Consider the following 21,435-nt stretch of genomic DNA (forward strand, 5'->3'; position numbering starts at 1 on the left):
GACCCATGAGGACCGTGTTCACGACCTGCCCGCTCTGCGAAGCGACGTGCGGGCTGGAGCTGACGGTCGAGGGAGACCGCATCACGAAGGTCCGCGGCGACCGCGAGGACGAGTTCAGCCGGGGTTTCCTCTGCCCCAAGGGAGCCTCACTCGGCACGCTCGACGCCGACCCCGACCGGCTCGCCACCCCGCTGATCAAGCGCGACGGCGAGTTCCAGGAAGCGACCTGGGAGGAGGCTTTCGCGTACGTCGACGAGCGCCTGAAGGACTTCCCCGACCGCAACTCGGTCGCCATGTACCTCGGCAACCCGGTCGTCCACTCGCTCGCCGGCGGCCTCTACGCCGGACCGCTGCGCAAGGCCCTGGGCAGCCGCAACGTCTTCACCGCCAGCACCGTCGACCAGATGCCCAAGCATGTCCAGTGCGGCCACATGTTCGGCAGCATCTTCTCGATCCCGGTGCCCGACATCGACCGCACCGACTTCATGCTGGTGCTGGGCGCGGACCCGTTCTCGTCCAACGGCAGCCTGTGGACGGTCCCCGACGTGCCGGGCAGGTTCAAGGACCTGCAGAAACGCGGCGGCGCCTTCGTCGTCGTCGACCCGCGCCGCAGCCGCACCGCCCAGGCCGCCGACCAGCACGTCGTCATCCGGCCGGGCACCGACGTGTTCCTGCTGCTGGCGTTGATCCACGAGCTGTTCGCGCAGGACCTGGTCGATCTCAAGGACCTCGCCGGGCACGTCACCGACCACACGGCGATCCGCGCGCACGTCGAGGCGTTCAGCCCGGACGTCGTCGCCGAACGCACCGGCATCGACGCCGGCACGATCCGTGCGCTCGCACGGCAGTTGGCTGAGGCGGAACGCGCCGCGGTCTACGGCCGGATCGGCACGACGACCGTCGAGTTCGGCACGGTCGCGTCCTGGGCGGTCGACACGCTCAACGTGCTCACCGGCAACCTCGACCGGCCCGGTGGCGTGATGTGGCCGCTGCCCGCGCACAGCAGGCGCGGAACGGGCACCGGCAAGGGGTTCGGCATCGGCCGCTGGCACAGCCGGGTCAAGGGACATCCCGAGGTGATGGGGGAGTACCCGGCCGTCACGATGGTCGACGAGATCGAGACGCCCGGCGAGGGCCAGGTGCGGGCGCTGTTCACGATCGGCGGCAACCCCGCGCTGTCGCTGCCGAACTCGGCCCGCGTGAACGACGCGCTGTCCTCGTTGGACTTCATGGTCAGCGTCGACCCGTACCTCAACGAGACGACGAGGCACGCGGACGTCATCCTGCCGACGCCACCGCCGTCCCGCCGCGACCACTACGACATCGCGTTCCTCAACAACTCGGTGCGCAACGTCGCGAAGTACTCGCGCGCCGCGATCCCGCTGGAGGAGGGCAGGGTCGACGAGACGGACATCTTCTTCCGGCTCGCCACGATCCTGGGCGGACTCGGCCCGGCGGCGGCTCTCGACGCCATCGCCGCGTTCCAGCTGGCCGACCTCAGGAAGAAGTCCGGTGTGGACTTCGAACCCGAGGGCGAGACGCGCGAGGAACGCCTGCTGGACCTCAAACTCCGCACCGGCGCATATGGAGTGTCGCTCCAGCAGTTGCTCGACCACCCGCACGGCATCGACCTCGGCCCGCTCACCTCGCGCCTGCCGGAGATCCTGCGCACGCCGTCCGGCAAGGTCGAACTGACCCCGCAGCCGATCCTGGACGACCTGCCGCGCGTCCGGGACGCCCTGAGTGCCCGCGAGACCGACCTGGTGCTCGTCGGCCGCAGGCACCTGCGCACCAACAACTCCTGGATGCACAACGTGCCCGCGCTGGTGAAGGGCAAGTCGTTGTGCACGCTGCTGGTCAACCCCGGCGACGCCACCCGCATCGGCCTGACCGACGGAGCGACCGCCCAGGTGACCTCGCGCGTCGGCAAGATCGAGGTGCTGGTCGAGGTCACCGCCGACATCGCGCCCGGCGTCGTCTCGATGCCGCACGGCTGGGGCCACGACCAGCCCGGCACGCGGCTGACCGTCGCCCGTGAGCACGCCGGCGTGAACGTCAACCTCCTCACCGACGACCTCCGCATCGACCCGCTCTCGGGCACCGCCGTGCTGAACGGCACCCGCGTGCAGGTCGTGCCCGCCTGAAGCCACTCAAGAGCGTCTAGGAGCCGCCATGACCGCAGGTGTCACCATCCCGAACGCGGTGCAGACCATCCGCCGGATAGCCGACCTGCCGTTCCTCGCGGAGCAGGCGTACGGCGACGCGGTGGCGTGGCGGTTCAAGCAGGACGGACAGTGGCGCGAGCAGACCTACGCCGAGATCTCGGAACTGGTGCTGGACCTCGCGTCCGGGTTCGTCCACGCCGGACTGAAGGCGGGCGACCGGGTCTGCGTGCTCGCGAACACGCGTCCTGAGTGGACGGCGGTCGAACTGGCCGTGCTCGCGGCGGGCGGCATCATCGTGCCGATCTACCCGTCGAGCACGGCCGAGGAGATCGCCTGGGTGGTCGGCGACTCCGGCGCGGCGATCGTGGTGGCCGAGAACGAGGAGCAGTGCGTCAAGGTCGAGGTCGTCAGCCCCGAGCTGCCCGAACTGCGCTCGGTGTTCTCGATCGACCCCGCCGGCGACCGGCCGAGGATCGCCGAGCTGCAGGACACCGGCCGCACCTCGCCGCTGGCCGACGTGCTGGACGTCCGCCGCGCCGCGATCAGGCCGGAGGACCCGAGCCTGATCATCTACACCTCGGGCACCACCGGCCCGCCCAAGGGCTGCATTCTCACCAATGCGAACTGGGTCGCACTTTGCCGCGTCGCGGAAGAGGCCCGGATCGACGCGATGACCGGCACCGTTTACCTGTTCCTGCCGCTCGCGCACGTCTTCGCGCAGATCATCATGTTCGGAACGATGTACCGGGGCGGCGCACTGGCCTACTTCGGTGGCGACATGAAGGCGATCGTGCCGGAGCTGTCCGAGGTCCGGCCGACGTTCCTGCCGTCGGTCCCGCGCATTTTCGAAAAGATCTACACGTTCGTCACGTCTAACGTGCCCGCGGAGCAGCTCGCGCAGGCCGTGACGCTCGGTCTGGAAGTGCGGCGCCGGCGTTCGGCAGGCGAATCCGTGCCGCCGGAAATGGCGGCGGCGTTCGAACAGGTCGACGCGCTGTTCGCGAACGTGCGCGCGGCGTTCGGTGGCCGGCTCGTGCAGGCGTTGTCCGGCGCCGCGCCCATCTCCCGTGAGGTGCTGCAGTTCTTCCACGCGGCCGGCGTGCCGGTGCTGGAGGGCTACGGCATGACCGAGTCCACGGCGGTCGGCACCATCAACACGCTCGGCCGCTTCAAGCTCGGCTCGGTCGGCGCGTCCGGCGTGGCGGGCCTGGAGATGACCGTGGGGGAGGACGGCGAGCTGCTGATGCGCGGCCCGCACGTCTTCGCGGGCTACTGGCGCAACGACGAGGCCACCGCCGAGACGCTGCGGGACGGCTGGCTGCACACCGGTGACCTGGGCGAGATCGACGCCGACGGCTTCGTGACCATCACCGGGCGCAAGAAGGACATCATCATCACCGCGGGCGGCAAGAACATCGCGCCGGCGAACGTGGAGAACGTGCTGCGCCAGTCCCGCTGGATCTCGCACGCGGTGCTGTTCGGCGACCGCAAGCCGTACTGCGTGGCCCTGATCACACTGGACGCGGACGAGATCGTGCCGTGGGCGACGGCGCGTGGATTGCCGTCCGACGTCGAATCATTGGTGGGTCACCCGGACGTGCGAACGCTCGTGCAGGAAGTTGTCGACGAAGCGAACTCGCACTTCGCCAGTGTTTCCCAGGTGAAGAAGTTCGTGCTGCTCACCAGGGACCTGTCCCAGGAGGAAGGGGAGCTCACGCCAACGTTGAAGGTCAAACGCAACGTTGTACATCGCCTTCACTCTGGGTTGTACGAAGGGCTCTACGAGTAACCCGTACGTACGAGAAATCCAAAAACAGGTACATCCACCCTGGCGGAATTCTTCCGCTCAGGGCAGAGTGGGACACCAAGCGGCGCTAGGCCCCCTCCCCCCTCGGGCCCAGCCGCTTCGCGGCCCCGGCTCAAGGCGTACTCCCCCCAGACGCCCAGCCGGGGCCGCCTTGCATTTCCGGTGCCGTGGCCCGAATCGGGCCACGGCACTTCTCACTTCCGGGGAGGAGTCGTCGTTCCCCGAACGATCAACTGGGTCTCGGCCACGATCTGCGGCACCTCGGTGTTGTCCGAGTCCAGCCAGTCGAGCAACAGGTTCACGGCGGTGCGGCCGGCCTGCGCCACCGGCATTGCCACCGTTGTCAGCGCGGGCGAGCACAGCGCTGCGTACGTGAGATCGTCGAACCCGGTCACCGACACGTCACCGGGCACCGAGATGCCGCGATCCCGCAGCCGTGCCAGCACGCCCAGCGCCATGATGTCGTTGTAGGCCACGATCGCCGTCGTGTCGGCCGCCACGGCCAGATCGGCCGCCTGCAGGCCGCCCTCGTAGCGCGGCGCGAACGGCCCGAGGTCGACCAGGTCCACCTTGTGCTGGGCGACCGCCTTCATCAGCCCGCGGCGACGCTCCTGGTTGGACCACGAGGTGCGAGGCCCGTTGAGGTAAGCGATCCGGTGGTGTCCCAATGCGACGAGGTGGTCGATGATGGCGTGCATCCCGCCCGCCGAGTCCATCAACGCGGCGGGCACGCCGGGCAGGCGCCGGTTCAGCAGCACCAGCGACGTCGCCCCGGCCACCTCGTAGACCTGCGAGTCCTCCAGACCTGGCGCACACAGCACGACGCCGTCGACCTGCTTCGCCATCGCGTGCACGAGCTTCGCCTCGGCGACCGGGTCCTCGTCGCTGTCCGCCACGAACACCGCGTAGTCCGCCTGCATCGCCCGCGCCTGCACGGCCTTGAGCACGCCCGTGAAGAACGGGTTGTCGAGGTCGGGCACGACGATGCCGATGTTGCCCGTCTTGCCCGTGATGAGCCCGCGGGCCGCCCGGTTGGGCTGGTAGCCGAGCTCGGTCGCGGCAGCCAGCACGCGTGATCTGGTCTCCGGGCGCACGAGCTCAGGAGACGTCAGCGCACGCGAAACGGTGGCTACCGATACGTGCGCCCTGCGAGCCACGTCGCGGATGGTGACTGCCACTGATACCTCACCCTCAACAGCCGGTTGAAACAATCATGACGGGTGACGTGTTAAGCGGGGTCTTTGAGTCGGGTCACGAGCTGGGTCGGGTTCACAAACCTAAGCGCGATCACCAGCAGGACCAACATCGACCCCGTGTAGATCACCGCCATCGAGTCGACCATCTGCTGTGGCCGGATGCCCGCCGACGACATGGCCTCGTACAGCGACACCACCAGCGTCTGGCTGGCCGGACCCGCCGTGAGGAACGTCAGCTCGAACATGCCCACCGTCCTCACCAGCACCAGGATCGACGCCGCGAGGACACCCGGCACGAGCAACGGCGCCAGCACGCGGGTGAAGATCGCGAACGTCGAGGCGCCGCACATCCGCGCCGCCGACTCGATCTTCGTGTCGATCTGCTCGATGAACGGCGTCATCGTCAGCACGACGAACGGCACGGCCGGCACGAGGTTCGCCGCGATCACCCCGGCCATGCTGCCCGCCAGGTGGAACTTGTACAGCACCGTCGCGAGCGGGATGCCGTACGTCATCGGCGGCATCAGGATCGGCAGCAGGAACAGCACGTTGAGCAGCTTCTTGCCGGGGAAGTCACGTCGTGCCAGCGCGTAGGCCGTGGGAACTCCGATGAGGACGGAGATCGCGACGACCGACAGCGCGACCTGGAACGTCACCACCAGCACGTCCAGCAGCCGGTAGTCGCGCCACGCCTCGCCGTACCACTTGCCGGTGTACCCGTCGGGCAGCCAGGAACCGAACCACGTCTCGGCGAACGAGTTCGTGACGACCGCGCCGACGATGCCGGCGAGGTTGAGCATGAAGAACGCCAGAGCGCCCCACGTCAGCCATACAACCGGGCGAGCGGTGAGCCTCATCCCTTGCCTCCCGTCGCGCCGCGGTACAGGGTCGTGCGCCAGATCAGCACCAGGCCGATCACGATCAGCATCACCAGCGCCATCAGCATCGCGATCGCCGATCCCAGCGCGAAGTCGTTGTCCCGCAACGCCGTCTCGTACGCGGCGATCGACATCACGTGCGTTTCGCCGACCGGGTCGCCGACCATGACCGCACTGGGGAACACGCTGAAGGCCAGCACGAAGCTCAGGCAGAACGTGACGGCGAGTCCCGGTGCCAGCAGCGGCATGGTGATCGTCCGGAACCGCTGCCGGCGTGAGGCGCCCAGCGTCGCCGCGGCCTGTTCCAGCGTCGGGTCGATGCCGGAGAGGTACGACAGCGTCAGCAGGAACGCGAACGGGAACCCGGTGATGACCAGGCTGAACAGCACGCCCCAGTAGTTGTGGGTGAGCTTCGCCGGTTCGTCCGCTCCCAGTGCCAGCCAGACGCGGTTGAACCACCCCGCCGGTCCGAAGAACGCGAGCAGCCCCTCCGCCGTCAGCACGGTGCCGAGGGTGATCGGGACGACCAGGATCGTCGTGAGCGCCCGCTTCCCCCGGAACCGGCCGCGCATCCGGAACGCGATCGGGATGGCCGCCAGCACGTTGAACAACGCCGCGGGCAGCCCGAGCCGCAGCGTGATCCAGACGGTCTCCGCCAGGTAGGGGTCGGAGAAGAAGGTGATGTAGTTCCGGAACGGGCTGCCGCCGCCCTTGGGCTGGAACGACAGCTGCAACCCGTACAGGAACGGGTAGACGAACAGCAGCACCACGAAGACCGCGCCCGGCACCAGCAGCCACAGCACGCGGTCGACGCCCTTCTCGGCGAGCCGGTGCTTGAGCGAGGCCCGCTCGAGTGTCGCCGTCACGAGAACACCAGCACGCGCTCGACCGGCACCGTCAGCATGATCGTGTCACCGGGCGCCAGCCGCGAGTTCGTGCGGACGTGCAACGGCGAACCGTCGCGCAGCCGAGCCTCCACCGCCTGCTCGCGCCCGTGGTACTCGACGATCTCGACCACCGCTTCGAGCGTGTTGTCCCCGGACTCCCCGACGGTGAAGTCCTCCGGCCGCACCGCCGCCACGGCCTCAGGTCCCAGCTCCTCCCGTTTGACGCCGACGAGCTTCACCCCGTCTCCGGTGTGGACGGTCGTGCGCTCGCCGTCCTGGGAGGCGACCGTCACCGGGATCATGTTGCGGTAGCCCATGAACCCGGCCACGTACCGGTTCACCGGATGCGCGTAGACCTCCTCCGGTGAACCGACCTGCTGCACCTCGCCGAGCCGCAGCACCACGAGCCGGTCGGCCAGTGCCAGCGCCTCCTCCTGGTCGTGCGTGACGTAGACGGTGGTGAGTCCGAGCGACTGGTGCAGCCGCCGGATCTCCGTGCGCATCTCCAGCCGCAGCGCCGCGTCCAGATTGGACAGCGGTTCGTCCATCAGCACCAGCGGTGGTTCGAGCACGATCGCGCGGGCGATCGCCACCCGTTGCTGCTGGCCGCCGCTGAGCTGAGCCGGGAACTTGTGCTGGTGCTCCTCCAACTGGACGAGGCGCACCGCCTCGTCCACGCGCCGGTTCAGCTCGGCCTTCGGCGTCCTGCGCATGGACAGCCCGAACGCGATGTTGCGCCGCACCGACATGTGCGGGAACAGCGCGTAGTTCTGGAACACCATGCCGAACCCGCGCTTCTCCGGCGGCAGGTCGTCGATCCGCTTGCCGTCCAGCGTGATTCGCCCGCCGGTGAGCGGCAGCAGGCCCGCGAGGCAGTTCAGCGCCGTCGACTTCCCGCACCCGGACGGGCCGAGCAGGGCGACGAACTCGCCGCCCTTGATCGTGAGATCCATGCCCTGCAGGGCGACGGTGTCACCGAAGGCCCGCCGCACGTGGTCGAGGTGCAGCTCCGCGAACCTCACTTCTTGCCGATCTCTCGGTCCCACCGCTGGAACGCCTTCACCTGCGCGGTGGCCGGCAGCGACTGCTCCTTCGGGTTCTCCTCGATCAGCCGGTCGTACTCGGCGCGGCCGAACTTGGCGATGGCCTCCTGCGACTCCTTAGGCGCCATGTCCAGCGTGACGCCCTTGACCGCGGGCCCGGGGTAGAAGTAGCCCTTGTCGTAGGCCTTGGCCTGCTGCTGCGGCTCCAGCATGAACTTGATCAGCGCGAGGTTCGCCGACAGCACGTCCGCGGAGACGCCCTTGGGGATCACGGCGTAGTGCGCGTCGGTGACCCAGTGGAAGCCCTTGAAGGTCGCGATCTTCATGCCCTCCGGCACCGAGCCGAGCACGCGCGGGTTGATGTCCCAGCCGGTGGTCGAGGCGACCATCCACGACGTGCCGTTCGCGAGGTTCTTCATGACGTCGGTCGTACCGCCGGGGTAGTTGTCGACGTACTGGCCGAGCTCCTTCAGGTACGCCCAGGTCTTGTCCCAGCCGTTCTCCGGGTCCTTGGGATCCTTGTCCCCCAGCAGGTACGGCAGTCCCATGAGGAACGTCCTGCCGGGACCGGAGTTCGCCGGCCGCGCGTACTGGAACTTGCCGGGGTGCGCCTTCGCCCACTCCAGCAGTTCGGCGGGAGACGAAGGGGGAGCGGGCACCTTCGCCGGGTCGTACTCGAGCAGCGGGCCCGCCGGGTAGTAGGTGATCGCGACGCCCTGGTTCTGCGCGAGCTTCTGCATCTCGTTGGCGGCGGGAAGGTACACGTCCTCGAGCTTCGGGAGCCTCGCCGAATATTCGGGGAGCACGGTGTGGACGAGTTTCTGCTCGATGACGCTCGCCAGGCCGTCGGTTCCGGTGAGCACCAGGTGGGTCTGCGAGGTGCCCGAGTTCTGCTCGGCCTTGAGCTTGCCCGGCATGTCCGGTGCCGTCGCCTTGGTGGCGTTCACCTTCGACACGTAATCGGGGTGCGCCTTCACGAAATCGTCGATCATGCCCTGCGTGAGCTGCAGGTTGCCGGCCACGTCGAGCACGTTCAGCTCGACCGGCTTCGACGGCTTGTCGGGGACGGACGAGGGCGTGTCCTGTGCTTGTGGGACCTCCGGCGCACCACACGCCGTGACGAGTAAGAGGGCGGGGATGACGAGCCGCAACTTCATTGTCCAGCGCATCTCATGGCTCCCTAACTGACTCTGGACCTGGCGCGCGAAAACGTTTACGGTTTTTCTGTAACACTCGTACACCCGCCGCCGGGTCGAACGCAATGCCGCCGCCGCACCACCTGTTCCCAACGAAAGCAGGAGGCACCTGTGGCACCCCGTTCACGGCGGTTGCCGGCGAGAACCGGCATCCTGGCCACCGCGCTCGCAGTGGCGGTGAGCTCGCTCGTCTCCGCCGCGCCCCCAGCCGCCGCCGCGGATGTCCTGCTGTCCCAAGGAAAACCGGCGACCGAGTCGGCGTCCGGCGGCGCGAACTACGCACCTCGCAACGCCGTCGACGGCGACTCGGCGACGCGCTGGGCCAGCAAGTCGAACACCGATCCGGCCTGGATCCGCGTCGACCTCGGCACGTCCGCGACCATCAGCCGCGTCCGGCTGCAGTGGGACCTCTCGTGCGCCAAGGCGTACCGCGTCGAGACCTCGGACAACGACTCCACGTGGACGTCGATCCACACGACCGCCGACGGCAAGGGCGGCGTCGAGGACCTGACGGTCACCGGCCGCGGCCGCTACGTCCGCGTGTACGGCACCACGCGTTGCCGCACCGGAACGTCGTACGGCTACTCCTTGCAGGAGTTCCAGGTCTTCGGCAACACGGGCCCGGTCGACGGTGAACCGCCGTCCGCGCCCGCGAACCTCGTCGCGTCGGACGTCAAGCCGGACTCGGCGAAGCTGACGTGGGAGCCGTCGACGGACAACGTCGCGGTGACGTCGTACGAGATCTACAACCTGGGCCAGTTCGTGAAGTCCGTGCCCGGCACGTCCACCACGATGACCGACCTGAAGCCGAACACCACGTACGGCTTCTACGTCAACGCGAAGGACGCCGCCGGCAACATCTCGCAGGCCTCCAACACGGCGGAGTTCAAGACCCCGCCCGCGCAGGAGGATCCGATCCCGCCGACCGCGCCGAAGAACCTGCGTTCCCCGGCGCAGACCGCGAACTCGGTGTCGCTGGCGTGGGACGCGTCGACCGACAACATCGGCGTGACGCGCTACGAGGTCTACAGCGCCGGCGCGAAGGTCGGTGACTCGACCTCGACGTCGGCCACGATCGGCGGCCTCAAGGCGAACACCGACTACAGGTTCACGGTCAAGGCCTTCGACGCGGTCGGCAACGCCTCACCCGCGTCGAACGAACTGACCGCTCGCACCAAGTCCGGCGGCGACCAGGTCGGCGCCGTCACGCAGATCGCGACCGACAACGACGTGCCGTGGGGCCTCGCGTTCCTGCCCAACGGCGACGGCGTCTACTCGCGCCGCGACGCGCAGGACATCGTGCGCATCACGCCTTCCGGTACCAAGACGACCCTGGGCAAGGTCCCCGGCGTCTCCGGCACCAACGGCGAAGGCGGCCTGCTCGGCATCGAACTGTCACCGACGTTCGTCGCGGACGGCCTGATCTACGTCTACCACACGGCTTCCGGCGACAACCGGATCGTGCGCGCCAAGATCGAGGGCAACACCCTGACGGGCTGGACGACGTTGCTGACCGGCATCCCGCGCAACAAGTTCCACAACGGCGGCCGGCTGCGCTTCGGCGCCGACGGCAAGCTCTACGCGGGCACCGGTGACGGCCAGAACGGCGCGAACGCCCAGAACAAGCAGAACCTGGGCGGCAAGGTCCTGCGCCTGAACCCGGACGGCTCCGCGCCGTCCGACAACCCGTTCTTCAGCGAGGGCGGCAACGCCCGCTACGTCTGGACCTACGGCCACCGCAACGTCCAGGGCCTCGCCACGGACTCGCAGGGCCGCATGTGGCAGGCGGAACTCGGCAACTCGAACATGGACGAGGTCAACCTGCTGCAGAAGGGCGGCAACTACGGCTGGCCGTCCTGCGAGGGCACCTCCGGCTCGTGCGGCGGTTACGTGGCACCGAAGAAGACCTTCTCGGTCGGGTCCGCGTCCCCGTCCGGTCTCGCGATCGTGAACGACGTGCTGTTCCTCGCGGCGCTGCGTGGCGAACGCCTGTACCGCATGCAGATCAGCGGCTCGTCGGTCGGCACGACGACGTCGCACTTCCAGGGCACCTATGGCCGGCTCCGCACCCCGGAGCCCGCGCCGGACGGGTCGCTGTGGGTCACGACGTCCAACGGGGACAAGGACTCCACGGCGGGCAACAGCTCCACCAAGTTGCTGAAGGTGGCGCTGAACTAGCGACGCAGACCGTCGAGCAGCACCCCGACCATCTTGCGCCGGTCGTAGCGCGGGTCATCGTCCCGCCCGATGCAGAGGTTTCCGATGCCTCGCATCAGCTCGACCGGCGCGAGGTCGTCGCGGATCTCGCCGCGCTTCATCGCCGCGTCGAGCAGCGAGCCGCAGATCGGGCCGAGCCGGTCCAGGAAGTACTCGTGCAACGACTGGAACCCGCTGGTGTCCGACTGCATCGCGCCGGCGAGCCCGTGCTTGGTCACCAGGAAGTCCACGAACAGGTCGACCCACGCCCGCAGGGCCGCGAACGGTGAGTCCGAAGTGGACAGCAGGACCGGACCGGCCTCCGCGCACGCCTCGACCTGGTGCCGGTAGACGGCCACGACGAGGTCCGCGCGGGTGGGGAAGTGGCGGTAGATCGTGCCCATGCCGACGCCGGCCTCGGCCGCGATCTCACGGATCGGCGCGTCGACGCCGGACCTGACGAACACCTCGGCCGCGGCCGCGAGCAGGGTCTGCTCGTTGCGCACGGCGTCGGCTCGCTTGCGTGGTGGCACGCGCGCTCCCTTCGCGGACGGTTGACAAAGCGGAACAGTGCTCCGTATCGTTCCGGAACGTCGCTCCGCTTTAGTGGACTGTACTCGAAGGGAACCTGATGACCGTCTTCACGGTGAGTCCTGTCGTGCTCGAGATTCCCGGCAGGCCCGTTGACCTGCAGGTGAAGGTCTCCGCGCCCACCGAGGGCGTCGGCCTGCCGATCCTGCTGCTCTCGCACGGGCAGGGCTACTCGAACCACCTGTCCTCGTTGAACGGCTACGCGCCGCTCGCGAACCACTGGGCCGAGCAGGGCTTCGTCGTCCTGCAGCCGACCCACCTGAGCTCTCGAAGCTTGAACCTGCCCGCCACCACGCCCGGTGCGCCGATGTTCTGGCGGGAACGCGCCGAGGACATGTCGCACCTCATCGACCGGCTCGACGAGATCGAGAAGGCCGTGCCGCAGCTGCAGAACCGCTGGGACCGCACCAGGATCGCCGTCGTCGGCCACTCGATGGGTGGTCACACCGCGAGCCTGTTGCTGGGCATGAAGACCGAGGGCGTGAGCCTGAAGGACGACCGGATCAGGGCGGGCGTGCTGCTCGGCTCGACCGGCCGGGGTGACGCGGTCACCGACGTGGTGAAGGAGAACTACTCCTTCATGCAGGCCACGGACTTCAGCGAGATGACCTCGCCCGCGCTCGTGGTCGCCGGTGACGCGGACGCCTCCGAGCACCTCACCACCATGGGGCCTGCCTGGCACGCCGACCCCTACCACCTCTCGCCCGGCCCGAAGGACCTGCTCACGCTGTTCGGCGCGGAGCACGGGTTCGGCGGCGTCTCCGGGTACGACGTCGCCGAGACCACGGACGAGAGCCCAGAACGGGTCGCGGCCGTGCAGCAGCTCACCACGGCCTACCTGCGCGGTCAGCTGCTCGGCACGACCGACTGGCAGGACGTGGTCACCGAACAGGGCCGCGTCGAGTCCAAGAGCTAGTGGGCGTTGGGCTCCGGGTTCGTCCCTGCCCGTGACAGGAACTCGAAGTCGCAGCCCTCGTTGGCCTGCGTGATGTGCTCGTAGTACAAAGCGCCGTACCCGCGTTCGAACTTCGGCGGCGGCGGTGTCCACGCGTCCCGGCGACGCGCCATCTCCTCGTCGGAGATCTCCACGCGCAGCACCCGCGCCTCGACGTCCAGCGTCACGAGGTCGCCGTCCCGCACCAGCGCCAGCGGCCCACCGATGTGCGCCTCCGGGGCCACGTGCAGAACGCATGCGCCATAAGAAGTTCCGCTCATCCGCGCGTCCGACACGCGCACCATGTCCCGGACACCCTCGCGCAGCAGCTTGTCCGGGATGGGCAGCATCCCGTATTCCGGCATGCCGGGCCCGCCCTTGGGGCCCCCACCGGCCAGCACGATCACCGAATCCTTCGTGACCGCCAGCGAAGCGTCATTGATCCGTGCCTGTAGATCCTTGTAGCCGTGGAAGACCACGGCGGGTCCGGTGTGCCGCCACAACGCGGGATCAGCCGCCACGTACTTGATCACCGCGCCGTCAGGAGCCAGATTGCCCCGCAGCACAGCCAGTCCACCCTCAGCCGAGATCGGGTCGTCCGAAGACCGGATCACCGACGAGTCGTACACCTCGGCGCCCTCGAGGTCCTCGCCGAACGTCCGCCCGGTGACGGTGATCCGCTTGAGGTGCAACGACTCCCGCAACCGCGACAGCAGCCCGCGCAGCCCGCCCGCGTAGTAGAAGTCCTCCATCAGGTGCTCGCCGGCGGGCTGCACCGAGGCCAGCACCGGCACCTCTCGCGACAACCGGTCGAAGTCGTCCAGCGACAACGAGATCCGCGACCGCCCGGCCATCGCGATCAGGTGGATGTACGAGTTCGTGGACCCGCCCAGCGCCAGCACGGTCCGAATCGCGTCCTCGTAGGCCTCCGCCGACACCACGTCGTCGATCGTCAGCCCCTCGCGCACCATGTCCACCACGCGCATGCCCGACGCGGCCGCCATCCGGTGGTGCGCCGAGTCGACGGCCGGAATCGACGACGCACCGGGCAAGGTCAGCCCCAACGCCTCCGCGGCGGCCGTCATGGTCGAGGCCGTGCCCATCGTCATGCACGTGCCGGGGGAGCGGGCCAGCCCGGACTGGATCTCGGCCCAGTCCGACGACGAGATCGTGCCCGCCCGCTTCTCGTCCCAGAACCGCCACATGTCCGTGCCGGACGCGAGCTTCTGGCCCCGCCAGTTCCCGCGCAGCATCGGCCCGGCCGGCACGAAAACTGTGGGCAGCCCGGCGGAAGCCGCCCCCATCAGCAACGCGGGCGTCGTCTTGTCGCAGCCGCCCATCAGCACGCAGCCGTCGACGGGGTAGGAGCGGAGGATCTCCTCGGTCTCCATCGACAGCATGTTCCGGTACATCATCGGAGTCGGCTTCTGGTACGTCTCCGACAACGTGGAAACCGGGAACTCCAACGGATAGCCGCCCGCCTCCCACACTCCGCGCTCGACCTGCTGGGCCCGTTCGCGCAGATGCATGTGGCACGGGTTGATGCCGCTCCACGTGTTCAGGATCGCGATGACCGGCTTCCCGAGGTGCTCGGACGGATTCATGCCGAGCTGCCGCATGCGGGCGTTGTGCGAGAACGCCCGCAGCCCCTCACCCTCGAACCACTCCGCACTCCGAAGCTTCTTCTGGGCGAACGTCACAGCAGACTCCACGAGTTGAGCAGCACACCCACGGCAGAACGATCAGCCTCACTCAAAACGCTGGCAGGCGGACGCACGTCCCGACGGCACAAACCGAGCTGCGCCAACGCTTCCTTCACCACGGACACGTTGTTCGCCGACTCGGAGGCGGCCCGCAGTTCCTCGAACTTCCGGATGAACTCCCAGAACTCCATCGCCGCGCCGAACTCACCGGCCTGCAGGCAGCGGAACATCTGCACCGACAACTGCGGCGCGACGTTCGCCAGTCCCGACGTGAACCCGGAGGCACCGACCGCGAAGTAGCCCGGCGCCGACAGCTCGGCCAGCCCCGCGACCCACGTCAGCCGCTCCAGCCCGGCGTCCCGCGCGACCGACGCGAACCGCACCGGGTCCGGCACCGCGTACTTCACGCCGACGACGTTCGGGCACGCGTCCGCCAGCGCGGCGATCTGCGCACCGCCGATCCGCGGGTTCCGCACGTAGAGGATCACGCTCAGCTCGGGCACCGCCGAGGCGATCTCCCGGTGGTAGTCGACCCATCCGTCCAACGAGACGTACGGGTGCACCGGCTGGTGGATCATGATCCCCCGCGCGCCGGCCCGATCCGCGAACCGGGCGGCGGTGACCGCGGACGTCAGGTCGTGCCCGACCCCGGCGACGATCGCGGCCCGGTCCCCGACCGCGTCCACGGTGATCCGCAGCGCGCGCTCCGTCTCGTCGGAGGACAACGTGTAGAACTCGCTCGTGTTGCCGTTCGGCGTCACGACCGAGACGCCGCCCTCGACCATCCGGTCCACGATCGCGGCGTAGTTCTTCTCGTCGATCGCCCCGTCCGCGTCGAACGGGGTCACGGTGATCGCCACGACGGACGCCAGCTGGTCGGACAGGTCATCGAACGACATCGGGAAGCTCCTCGACTACTCGGTCGGCGAAGGTCTGGATGTGGCGGCGGAGCAGGTCGGCCGCGGCGTCGCCGAACCCCTCCTCCGCGGCGACGAGGATCGCCCGGTGCTCGGCGTCCTCGGCGTCCCAGGTCGGGCTGATGCCCCAGCCCGCGACGGTGATCAACGCGGCCTGGTCGCGCAGCCCGTCGAGGATCTCGACCATCAACGGGTTGCCGCACCCCGCGTAGAGCGCGCGGTGGAAGCGGCGGTTCGCCAGACTGCGTCGTGCCAGGTCAGAGGTGTCGTCCAACGCCGACCGGGCCTCGGTGAAGTCGGCCCCCGCCAGGACGGAACGGCGCAGCGCCTCGGGCTCCAGCAGCATCCGCACGTCGTAGACGGAGGACGCCATCTCGGCGTCGACCGTGCGGACCGTGGCCCCCTTGTACGGGCTCATCACGACGAGCCCCGACCCGGCGAGCGTCTTGAGCGCCTCACGTACGGGCGTCTTCGAGACGTTGAGCGTCGCGGCGAGATCGGTTTCGACGAGCGCCTGCCCGGGCTTCAGCTTTCCATAAAGAATCGCTTCTTTGATCGATTCCAGAACGAAGTCCGTCCGGGACGCCGGAAGTGCTCCAGCCCGGTCATACATCATATATGAGAGCCTAGGAGCTGCTGGAGGCCCAGGTCAACCGTCTTGTGTGGGCTGCGCAACGTCCTTGTATCTGGGTTGAACCAACTTCCTCTTCGGCTCGTTTTGAAGGTGTTGGTCACCGCTGCACGCGGGACTGGAGAAGGAGAAATTTGAGTGCATCGTTCCGCGTAACCGTGTCCATTGCCGCGTCCGCCAGCGCATGGCACCGAACGTCCTGGGCACCAACGAGTTGAACGAGAACGACATGCTGATGGAAGAACTGCCACCGGAGGCCATGCTTGACGGACCTCCACCGAACGCGGACCACCTGCTTCAGCGCACGCTGGGCACGGTCCGCGATGAGAGACATAGGGCCGTGCGTCGCCGTGGGCGCATCACGGCCCTGTCATCGACCCTCGTGGTCGCCGGAGTGCTCGCTGGGGGCGTCTGGATGGGCCAGGGCTCGGGGGTGGGTGGCACCGCCGACGCGCTCTTGCAGGGGACCTCGTCGACGGGCGCGCACATGGCCGTGCAGGTCACCGACACCGAGGGTGGCCTGAAGCTGGTCGCGACGGTCGACGGGATGCAGGACGGGGAAGCCTGCTGGCTGGTCGTGCACACGAAGGACGGACGAACCTTCACCGCCGGCTCGTGGAGGGCGCACGACGGTGAGGTGACCTTGGCCGGGTCCGCGATGGTGCGGGCAGGGGACGTGGCCGGGGTCAGCGTGGTGAACCACGACCGCCTGCCGCTGGTGACCGCCCAGTAGGAACAGGCGCGGTAGCAGGACGCGGAGCAGGACTCAGGTCGCGAAGACCTGCGAGTCGTCGGCGAACGCCTTCACCTCGATGGCGTTCCCCGACGGGTCGCGGAAGAACATGGTCCACTGCTCGCCGGGCAGTCCGGCGAACCGGCGGTAGGGCGCGATCGCGAACTCCGTGCCCGCCGCCTGCAGCTTGTCCGCGAGCAGCAGGAACGCCTCGACGCCGAGCAGCACCCCGAAGTGCGGCACGGGCACGTCGTGGCCGTCGACCGCGTTGTGCGCCGCCACGGGTCTGGGGTCCTTGACCAGGTGCGTCACGAACTGATGGCCGAAGAGGTTCCAGTCGATCCAGCTGTCGCTCGACCGGCCTTCCGGGCAGCCCAGCACACCTCCGTAGAACGCGCGGGCCTGCCCCAGGTCGGTGACGGGCACCGCGAGGTGGAAACGAGGGATGGTCTGGGTCACGTGATGACTTCCTTCCACACTCGACCCAGGAATTTGACCCTCCTGTTTCCGCGATGTCAACATTCGGACATGCCCCTCCCCGCTGTACGGCCGGTCCTGCGCAAAGGTGTCGCGGGGGAGGCCGCGGACCGGATCAGAGACGCGATCCTGAGCGGCGAACTGGCCGCCGGCAGCGCGCTCAAGGAGGTCGAGCTCGCGAGCCAGCTCGGCGTCAGCCGCGGTTCGGTGCGAGAGGGCCTTGTACTGCTGGAAGGCGAGGGTCTCGTCGTCTCCGAGTGGCACCGCGGCACGTGGGTGCGTCCGCTGGACCCGGAGGACGTCGAGGAGCTCTACACGCTGCGGACGGCGCTGGACGTCCTCGCGATGCGGACGGCGGCGGTCAAGGCCCGGAATTTCGACGCTCTGGACGCGGTTGTCGGGGCAATGGAACTGGCCAGGACCGACGCCGAACGGGTCGCGCTCGACATCGAGTTCCACGACGCCGTGTACGCCGCGACGGGCCATCGGCGGCTGACGGAGGCGTGGCAGGCGATCCGCAGCCAGGTCCACCTGTTCCTGCTCGCACGGATCGTCGGCGACCCCTCCTACCAGGGCAACGTCGTGCCGGAGCACGCCGGTCTGATCGCGGTTCTGCGCTCCGGTGACGCCGCCAAGGCAGCGCACGCGGCAGAGGAACACCTGCGCGGTTCGTACGCGAAACTCGTGGAGCAGCGGTGACCGGTCCAATTGAGACAGACCACTTTGGTTTGCCCGAACGGGTTGGCAGGCTGTGATTGTGGCCCGGAACAAACCGGCGACCTTCGCGGTCGCGGTGGTCGCGGTCCTCGTCGTCGCGGGCTCCGCGGTCCTGCTCAACGGCACGTCCAACGGCGCGCCGTCGTCTGACCAGTACGTCAGCGAGCTCGACCAGGTGCTCACCGAACCGAAGACGCCGAACGTCGTCATCCGGTGCGGTGCGAACGAGGAACGTCACCTCAACGCGGACAACCCCGTTGTCTCGCCAGGCATCCCGTTCGGCGCGCACCACACGCACGAGTACGTCGGCAACAGATCGGCCGACGCCAAGTCGACCGACGACTCTCTCGCGGCCGCGTCCACGACGTGCGAGAAGGACGACCTCTCGACCTACTACTGGCCCGTGCTGCGCCTGACCGACGGCACCGGCCACGACGCGCACGCGGACGGCGGCGGCCTGCACGGCAACACCGGTGAGGTGCTCAGGCCGAAGAGCGTGGAGATCCGGTACGACGGCAGCCCGGTGAGCCCAGTGCTACCGATGCCGCGGTTCCTGCGCCTGATCACCGGCGATCCGTCGGCGTTCACCAACGACTACGGCCCGAACACGCGAGCCCGGTGGGGTTGTTCGGACCAGCCGGGCCGCTACACGACGAAATACCCGTTGTGCGGCAACGCGACCACGTTGCGGAACTATGATTTCGGCAGCTGCTGGGACGGCAACAACACCGACAGCGCCTCACACCGCACCCACGTGGTGTTCCCGCTGGCCGGCGGGATGTGCCCGGCCAAGACGTTCCCCATCCCGCGGCTGCACGTCACCGTGGGCTACGACGTCCCGCCAGGTCATCCGTTCGCGATCGACAGCTTCAAGGAGGAGTTGCGCGACCCGGCGACCGACCACGGGATGTACATCAACGTCATGCCGGACGCGCAGATGGCGGAGCTGGTCGGGACGCTCAACCGGTCCCGCTAACATCCGGCATTCCATTTTTTAGTTGAAACCCGTTGAACCGAAGCTCTCTGTCGCTCGTGTGTCGGCTGAGGTCTTGAACAGGACGCCCGCAAGAGGTGTTCGCGGGCGGGGAGGAGTGGGTGGATGGCGGCTTTGTTCTCCCGCAAACGGGAGACCGCGGCCGACGAGGCACTGATCCGATCGCTCTACGAGGAGCACGGTCGGGCGCTGCTGGCGTACGCGACGCGGTTGACCGGCGATCGGGCGGCTGCCGAGGACGTGGTCCAGGAGACCCTGGTCCGAGCGTGGCGCCATCCCGACGCCCTCGTGAACGGCAAGGGATCGGTGCGCGGCTGGTTGCTGACGGTGGCGCGCAACATCGTCACCGACAGGGTGCGTGCGAAGGCGGCACGCCCTCAGGAGGTGGCGGAGTCCCCGACGACGCCACCGATCGAACGCGACCACGCTGACCAGGTCGTCGACTCGGTGGTGGTGCTCGAAGCGCTCGACAGGCTGTCCTCCGACCACCGCGACGTGCTGATGGAGATCTACTTCCGCGGCCGGAGCGTGACGGAGGCGGCGGAAGCGCTCGGGGTGCCACCGGGAACGGTGAAATCAAGATCGTATTACGCGTTGCGAGCCTTGAGGGAGACCTTCGGAGGTCAGAAGGTCGCACTGAAGGGGGTGGCCGGATGACCACGCAGCACGACCCGCAACTGCTCGGTGCTTACGTTCTTGGAGCACTGGACGAGCAGGAGGTGCGTGAGATGGACGAGCACCTGGCGTCCTGCCCTGAATGCGCGCGTGAACTCGGAGAGCTCCGCGACATGGAGGCCTTCCTCGGCGAGGTGCCGCCGGAGGCCATGCTGGACGGGCCGCCCGAGGGCGGCGATCTGTTGTTGCAGCGCACCCTGCGCCAGGTGCGTTCGGAACGAGGTGGCGTCGCACGGCGTCGTCAGTTCACGCTTGGTGCCGCGGCGGCCGTCGTGGCCGCGCTGGTGCTGGGCGCCGGAGTCTTCGTCGGTAAGGCCACTTCACCCGAAGTGAATCAGGCCCTTCCCACACCGACGGTGGCACCGGACCCGGCGGGCACCAAGCTCGCCACGTTCACGGACCCGGTGACGAAGGCGTCGATGACGGTGAAGGTCGTCCCCGCCGCCGGATGGGTTCGCACGAACATGGCGATCAACGGCATTCCCGAGGGCGAGAAGTGCCGGATCTTCGTGGTTTCGAAGGACGGCAGCCGCCAGGAGGCTGGTTCCTGGGTGGTGTCCAAGAAGGGCGCCGCCGAGGGCACGAACCTGGACGGTTCCGCGTTGGTCGACCCCAAGGACGTGCAGTCCGTGGTGGTCGAGAACTTCGCGGGCAAGAAGTTCGTCGAGGTGCCGGTTCAGGCGTGACCGAGGGGACGAGGGGCCGCTTCCGCAGTGCGGGGGCGGCCCCTTTTCTCACGGCTTGAGCACGACTTTTCCCGCCGTGGCACGGGATTCCAGCGCTTCGTGCGCCGTCGGGGCGTCCTTGAGCGCGAACGGCGGGTTGATCGCGGGCACGAACCGGCCGCTCGCCAGCCCCGCCAGCGACTCCTCCTCCAGCACCCGCAGGCCGCGCCGCATCAGGCCGGGCCCGAGCGCGACGGTCGCGGTGAGGCTGTTCGGGAACAACGCCTCCGTGCTGATCGGGGTCATGGCGCCGGACGCCCAGCCGTAGATGACGTGCCGCCCGCTCACGCCGAGCGTCTTCAACGCCAGCGCGCCCGCCTCGCCGCCGACGCCGTCCAGCACGACGGTCATGTCCTTGAGTCCGTCCGCCCAGCCGGGTTGGGTGTAGTCGATGGCGGCGTCCGCGCCGTTGTCCATGACGAGGTCGAGCTTCTCGGTGCTCGCGAGGCCGATGACCTGCGCGCCGACGTTGCGCGCCTCCTGCACGAACAACGCGCCCATGCCGCCCGCCGCCGACGTCACGAGCACGACGTCGTCCTTCGTGAGCTTCGCCGAGTCGAGCACCGCAACCACCGTGCGGCCCGTGCCGATCATGGCGACCGCCGCCTCGAACGACACGTCGTCGGGCAGCGCGTGCAGGGCGCTCACGCCGGCGACCGCGAGTTCGGCGTAGCCGCCGTTCGCCTGGCCGAGGTGTGCGACGACCCGGCGGCCGAGCCAGTCGCTCGAGACGTCGTCGCCGAGGGCCGTGACGACGCCCGCGACCTCACGTCCCGGCGTCATCGGGAAGGCGACGGGCCCGAAGCCGCCCTTGCGGATCGTGGTGTCGACGAGGTGGACGCCGGCAGCGGCCACGGTGACGCGGACCTGGCCCGCGGCGGGCTCCGGGTCGGGAACCTCCTCGAACCTGAGGTTCTCCGCCGGGCCGAACTCGTACTGCCGAATCGCGAACATGCCCGTGACGCTACGA

20 protein-coding genes are annotated in these 21,435 nt (G+C 68.5%); 9 read left to right on the forward strand and 11 right to left on the reverse strand.

The window, feature by feature from the left end:
• Positions 1-5: 5 nt before the first annotated feature.
• Together ACH413_RS25490 and ACH413_RS25495 are read left to right on the forward strand one after the other, a co-directional pair.
• Positions 6-2,144, forward strand: a complete 2,139-nt coding sequence (locus ACH413_RS25490; protein ID WP_360032281.1) for a molybdopterin oxidoreductase family protein — start codon at positions 6-8, stop codon at positions 2,142-2,144.
• Positions 2,145-2,172: 28 nt separating this feature from the next.
• Positions 2,173-3,954 carry an AMP-dependent synthetase/ligase gene (locus tag ACH413_RS25495; protein ID WP_360032278.1) on the forward strand — a complete coding sequence of 594 codons (1,782 nt, stop codon included), beginning with the start codon at positions 2,173-2,175 and terminating at the stop codon, positions 3,952-3,954.
• Positions 3,955-4,166: 212 nt separating this feature from the next.
• Here the strand turns inward: ACH413_RS25495 and ACH413_RS25500 are convergent, their stop codons facing one another.
• Genes ACH413_RS25500 through ACH413_RS25520 form a run of 5 tightly spaced genes read right to left on the reverse strand, consistent with a single transcriptional unit; the run spans position 4,167 to position 9,145 of the window.
• Positions 4,167-5,150 (reverse strand): LacI family DNA-binding transcriptional regulator, encoded by a 984-nt coding sequence (locus ACH413_RS25500; RefSeq protein WP_093604781.1) that lies wholly within the window; start codon positions 5,148-5,150, stop codon positions 4,167-4,169.
• Between the two features lie 50 nt (positions 5,151-5,200).
• A complete protein-coding gene (locus ACH413_RS25505; protein WP_360032275.1) occupies positions 5,201-6,025 on the reverse strand; it encodes an ABC transporter permease in 825 nt (274 codons plus the stop codon).
• Positions 6,022-6,912, reverse strand: coding sequence for a sugar ABC transporter permease (locus ACH413_RS25510; protein ID WP_360032272.1), 891 nt, complete (start codon positions 6,910-6,912; stop codon positions 6,022-6,024). The genes ACH413_RS25505 and ACH413_RS25510 overlap by 4 nt, the downstream gene beginning before the upstream one ends.
• Complete coding sequence (locus tag ACH413_RS25515) at positions 6,909-7,955, reverse strand: ABC transporter ATP-binding protein (protein WP_360032269.1); 1,047 nt, start codon at positions 7,953-7,955, stop codon at positions 6,909-6,911. Before ACH413_RS25515 ends, ACH413_RS25510 begins: the two co-directional genes overlap by 4 nt.
• Entirely contained in the window at positions 7,952-9,145 is a 1,194-nt protein-coding gene (locus tag ACH413_RS25520) for an extracellular solute-binding protein (protein ID WP_360032266.1), read from the reverse strand. The genes ACH413_RS25515 and ACH413_RS25520 overlap by 4 nt, the downstream gene beginning before the upstream one ends.
• 138 nt (positions 9,146-9,283) lie before the next feature.
• Here ACH413_RS25520 and ACH413_RS25525 point away from each other — a divergent pair, with 138 nt between their 5' ends.
• Positions 9,284-11,350: a PQQ-dependent sugar dehydrogenase gene (locus ACH413_RS25525; protein ID WP_360032263.1), complete on the forward strand. Its 2,067-nt coding sequence runs from the start codon at positions 9,284-9,286 to the stop codon at positions 11,348-11,350.
• Here the strand turns inward: ACH413_RS25525 and ACH413_RS25530 are convergent.
• Positions 11,347-11,901 carry a TetR/AcrR family transcriptional regulator gene (locus tag ACH413_RS25530; protein ID WP_360032260.1) on the reverse strand — a complete coding sequence of 185 codons (555 nt, stop codon included), beginning with the start codon at positions 11,899-11,901 and terminating at the stop codon, positions 11,347-11,349. The genes ACH413_RS25525 and ACH413_RS25530 overlap by 4 nt on opposite strands.
• A gap of 98 nt (positions 11,902-11,999) precedes the next feature.
• Between ACH413_RS25530 and ACH413_RS25535 the strand changes: the two genes are divergently transcribed.
• Positions 12,000-12,875, forward strand: coding sequence for an alpha/beta fold hydrolase (locus ACH413_RS25535; protein ID WP_360032257.1), 876 nt, complete (start codon positions 12,000-12,002; stop codon positions 12,873-12,875).
• Here ACH413_RS25535 and araD read toward each other — a convergent pair.
• From araD to ACH413_RS25550, 3 genes are read right to left on the reverse strand one after another with little or no spacing between them, the layout of a single operon-like run.
• A complete protein-coding gene (araD, locus tag ACH413_RS25540; protein ID WP_360032254.1) occupies positions 12,872-14,593 on the reverse strand; it encodes an L-arabinonate dehydratase in 1,722 nt (573 codons plus the stop codon). The two genes, ACH413_RS25535 and araD, sit on opposite strands and share 4 nt — an antisense overlap.
• Positions 14,590-15,495, reverse strand: coding sequence for a dihydrodipicolinate synthase family protein (locus ACH413_RS25545; protein ID WP_360032251.1), 906 nt, complete (start codon positions 15,493-15,495; stop codon positions 14,590-14,592). Before ACH413_RS25545 ends, araD begins: the two co-directional genes overlap by 4 nt.
• Positions 15,482-16,129 (reverse strand): GntR family transcriptional regulator, encoded by a 648-nt coding sequence (locus ACH413_RS25550; protein WP_360032248.1) that lies wholly within the window; start codon positions 16,127-16,129, stop codon positions 15,482-15,484. Before ACH413_RS25550 ends, ACH413_RS25545 begins: the two co-directional genes overlap by 14 nt.
• A gap of 199 nt (positions 16,130-16,328) precedes the next feature.
• Between ACH413_RS25550 and ACH413_RS25555 the strand changes: the two genes are divergently transcribed.
• The gene (locus ACH413_RS25555) at positions 16,329-16,877 is read left to right on the forward strand and encodes a hypothetical protein (protein ID WP_360032245.1); all 549 of its coding nucleotides are present in this window, start codon (positions 16,329-16,331) and stop codon (positions 16,875-16,877) included.
• Between the two features lie 33 nt (positions 16,878-16,910).
• Here the strand turns inward: ACH413_RS25555 and ACH413_RS25560 are convergent, their stop codons facing one another.
• Positions 16,911-17,336 (reverse strand): VOC family protein, encoded by a 426-nt coding sequence (locus ACH413_RS25560; RefSeq protein ID WP_360032242.1) that lies wholly within the window; start codon positions 17,334-17,336, stop codon positions 16,911-16,913.
• 69 nt (positions 17,337-17,405) lie between these two features.
• Between ACH413_RS25560 and ACH413_RS25565 the strand changes: the two genes are divergently transcribed.
• From ACH413_RS25565 to ACH413_RS25580, 4 genes are all read left to right on the forward strand, one after another.
• Positions 17,406-18,053: a GntR family transcriptional regulator gene (locus ACH413_RS25565; RefSeq protein ID WP_360032239.1), complete on the forward strand. Its 648-nt coding sequence runs from the start codon at positions 17,406-17,408 to the stop codon at positions 18,051-18,053.
• 58 nt (positions 18,054-18,111) lie between these two features.
• Entirely contained in the window at positions 18,112-19,047 is a 936-nt protein-coding gene (locus ACH413_RS25570) for a DUF1996 domain-containing protein (RefSeq protein ID WP_360032236.1), read from the forward strand.
• Positions 19,048-19,170: 123 nt separating this feature from the next.
• Entirely contained in the window at positions 19,171-19,722 is a 552-nt protein-coding gene (locus ACH413_RS25575; protein ID WP_325516962.1) for a sigma-70 family RNA polymerase sigma factor, read from the forward strand.
• Positions 19,719-20,426: a zf-HC2 domain-containing protein gene (locus tag ACH413_RS25580; protein ID WP_360032233.1), complete on the forward strand. Its 708-nt coding sequence runs from the start codon at positions 19,719-19,721 to the stop codon at positions 20,424-20,426. The genes ACH413_RS25575 and ACH413_RS25580 overlap by 4 nt, the downstream gene beginning before the upstream one ends.
• A gap of 48 nt (positions 20,427-20,474) precedes the next feature.
• On the opposite strand, the gene ACH413_RS25585 is transcribed toward ACH413_RS25580, so the two are convergent.
• Complete coding sequence (locus tag ACH413_RS25585) at positions 20,475-21,419, reverse strand: zinc-binding dehydrogenase (RefSeq protein ID WP_360032231.1); 945 nt, start codon at positions 21,417-21,419, stop codon at positions 20,475-20,477.
• Positions 21,420-21,435 lie beyond the last annotated feature (16 nt).

It is taken from the genome of Lentzea sp. NPDC020367 (genome assembly GCF_044387305.1).
Classification (GTDB): domain Bacteria; phylum Actinomycetota; class Actinomycetes; order Mycobacteriales; family Pseudonocardiaceae; genus Lentzea.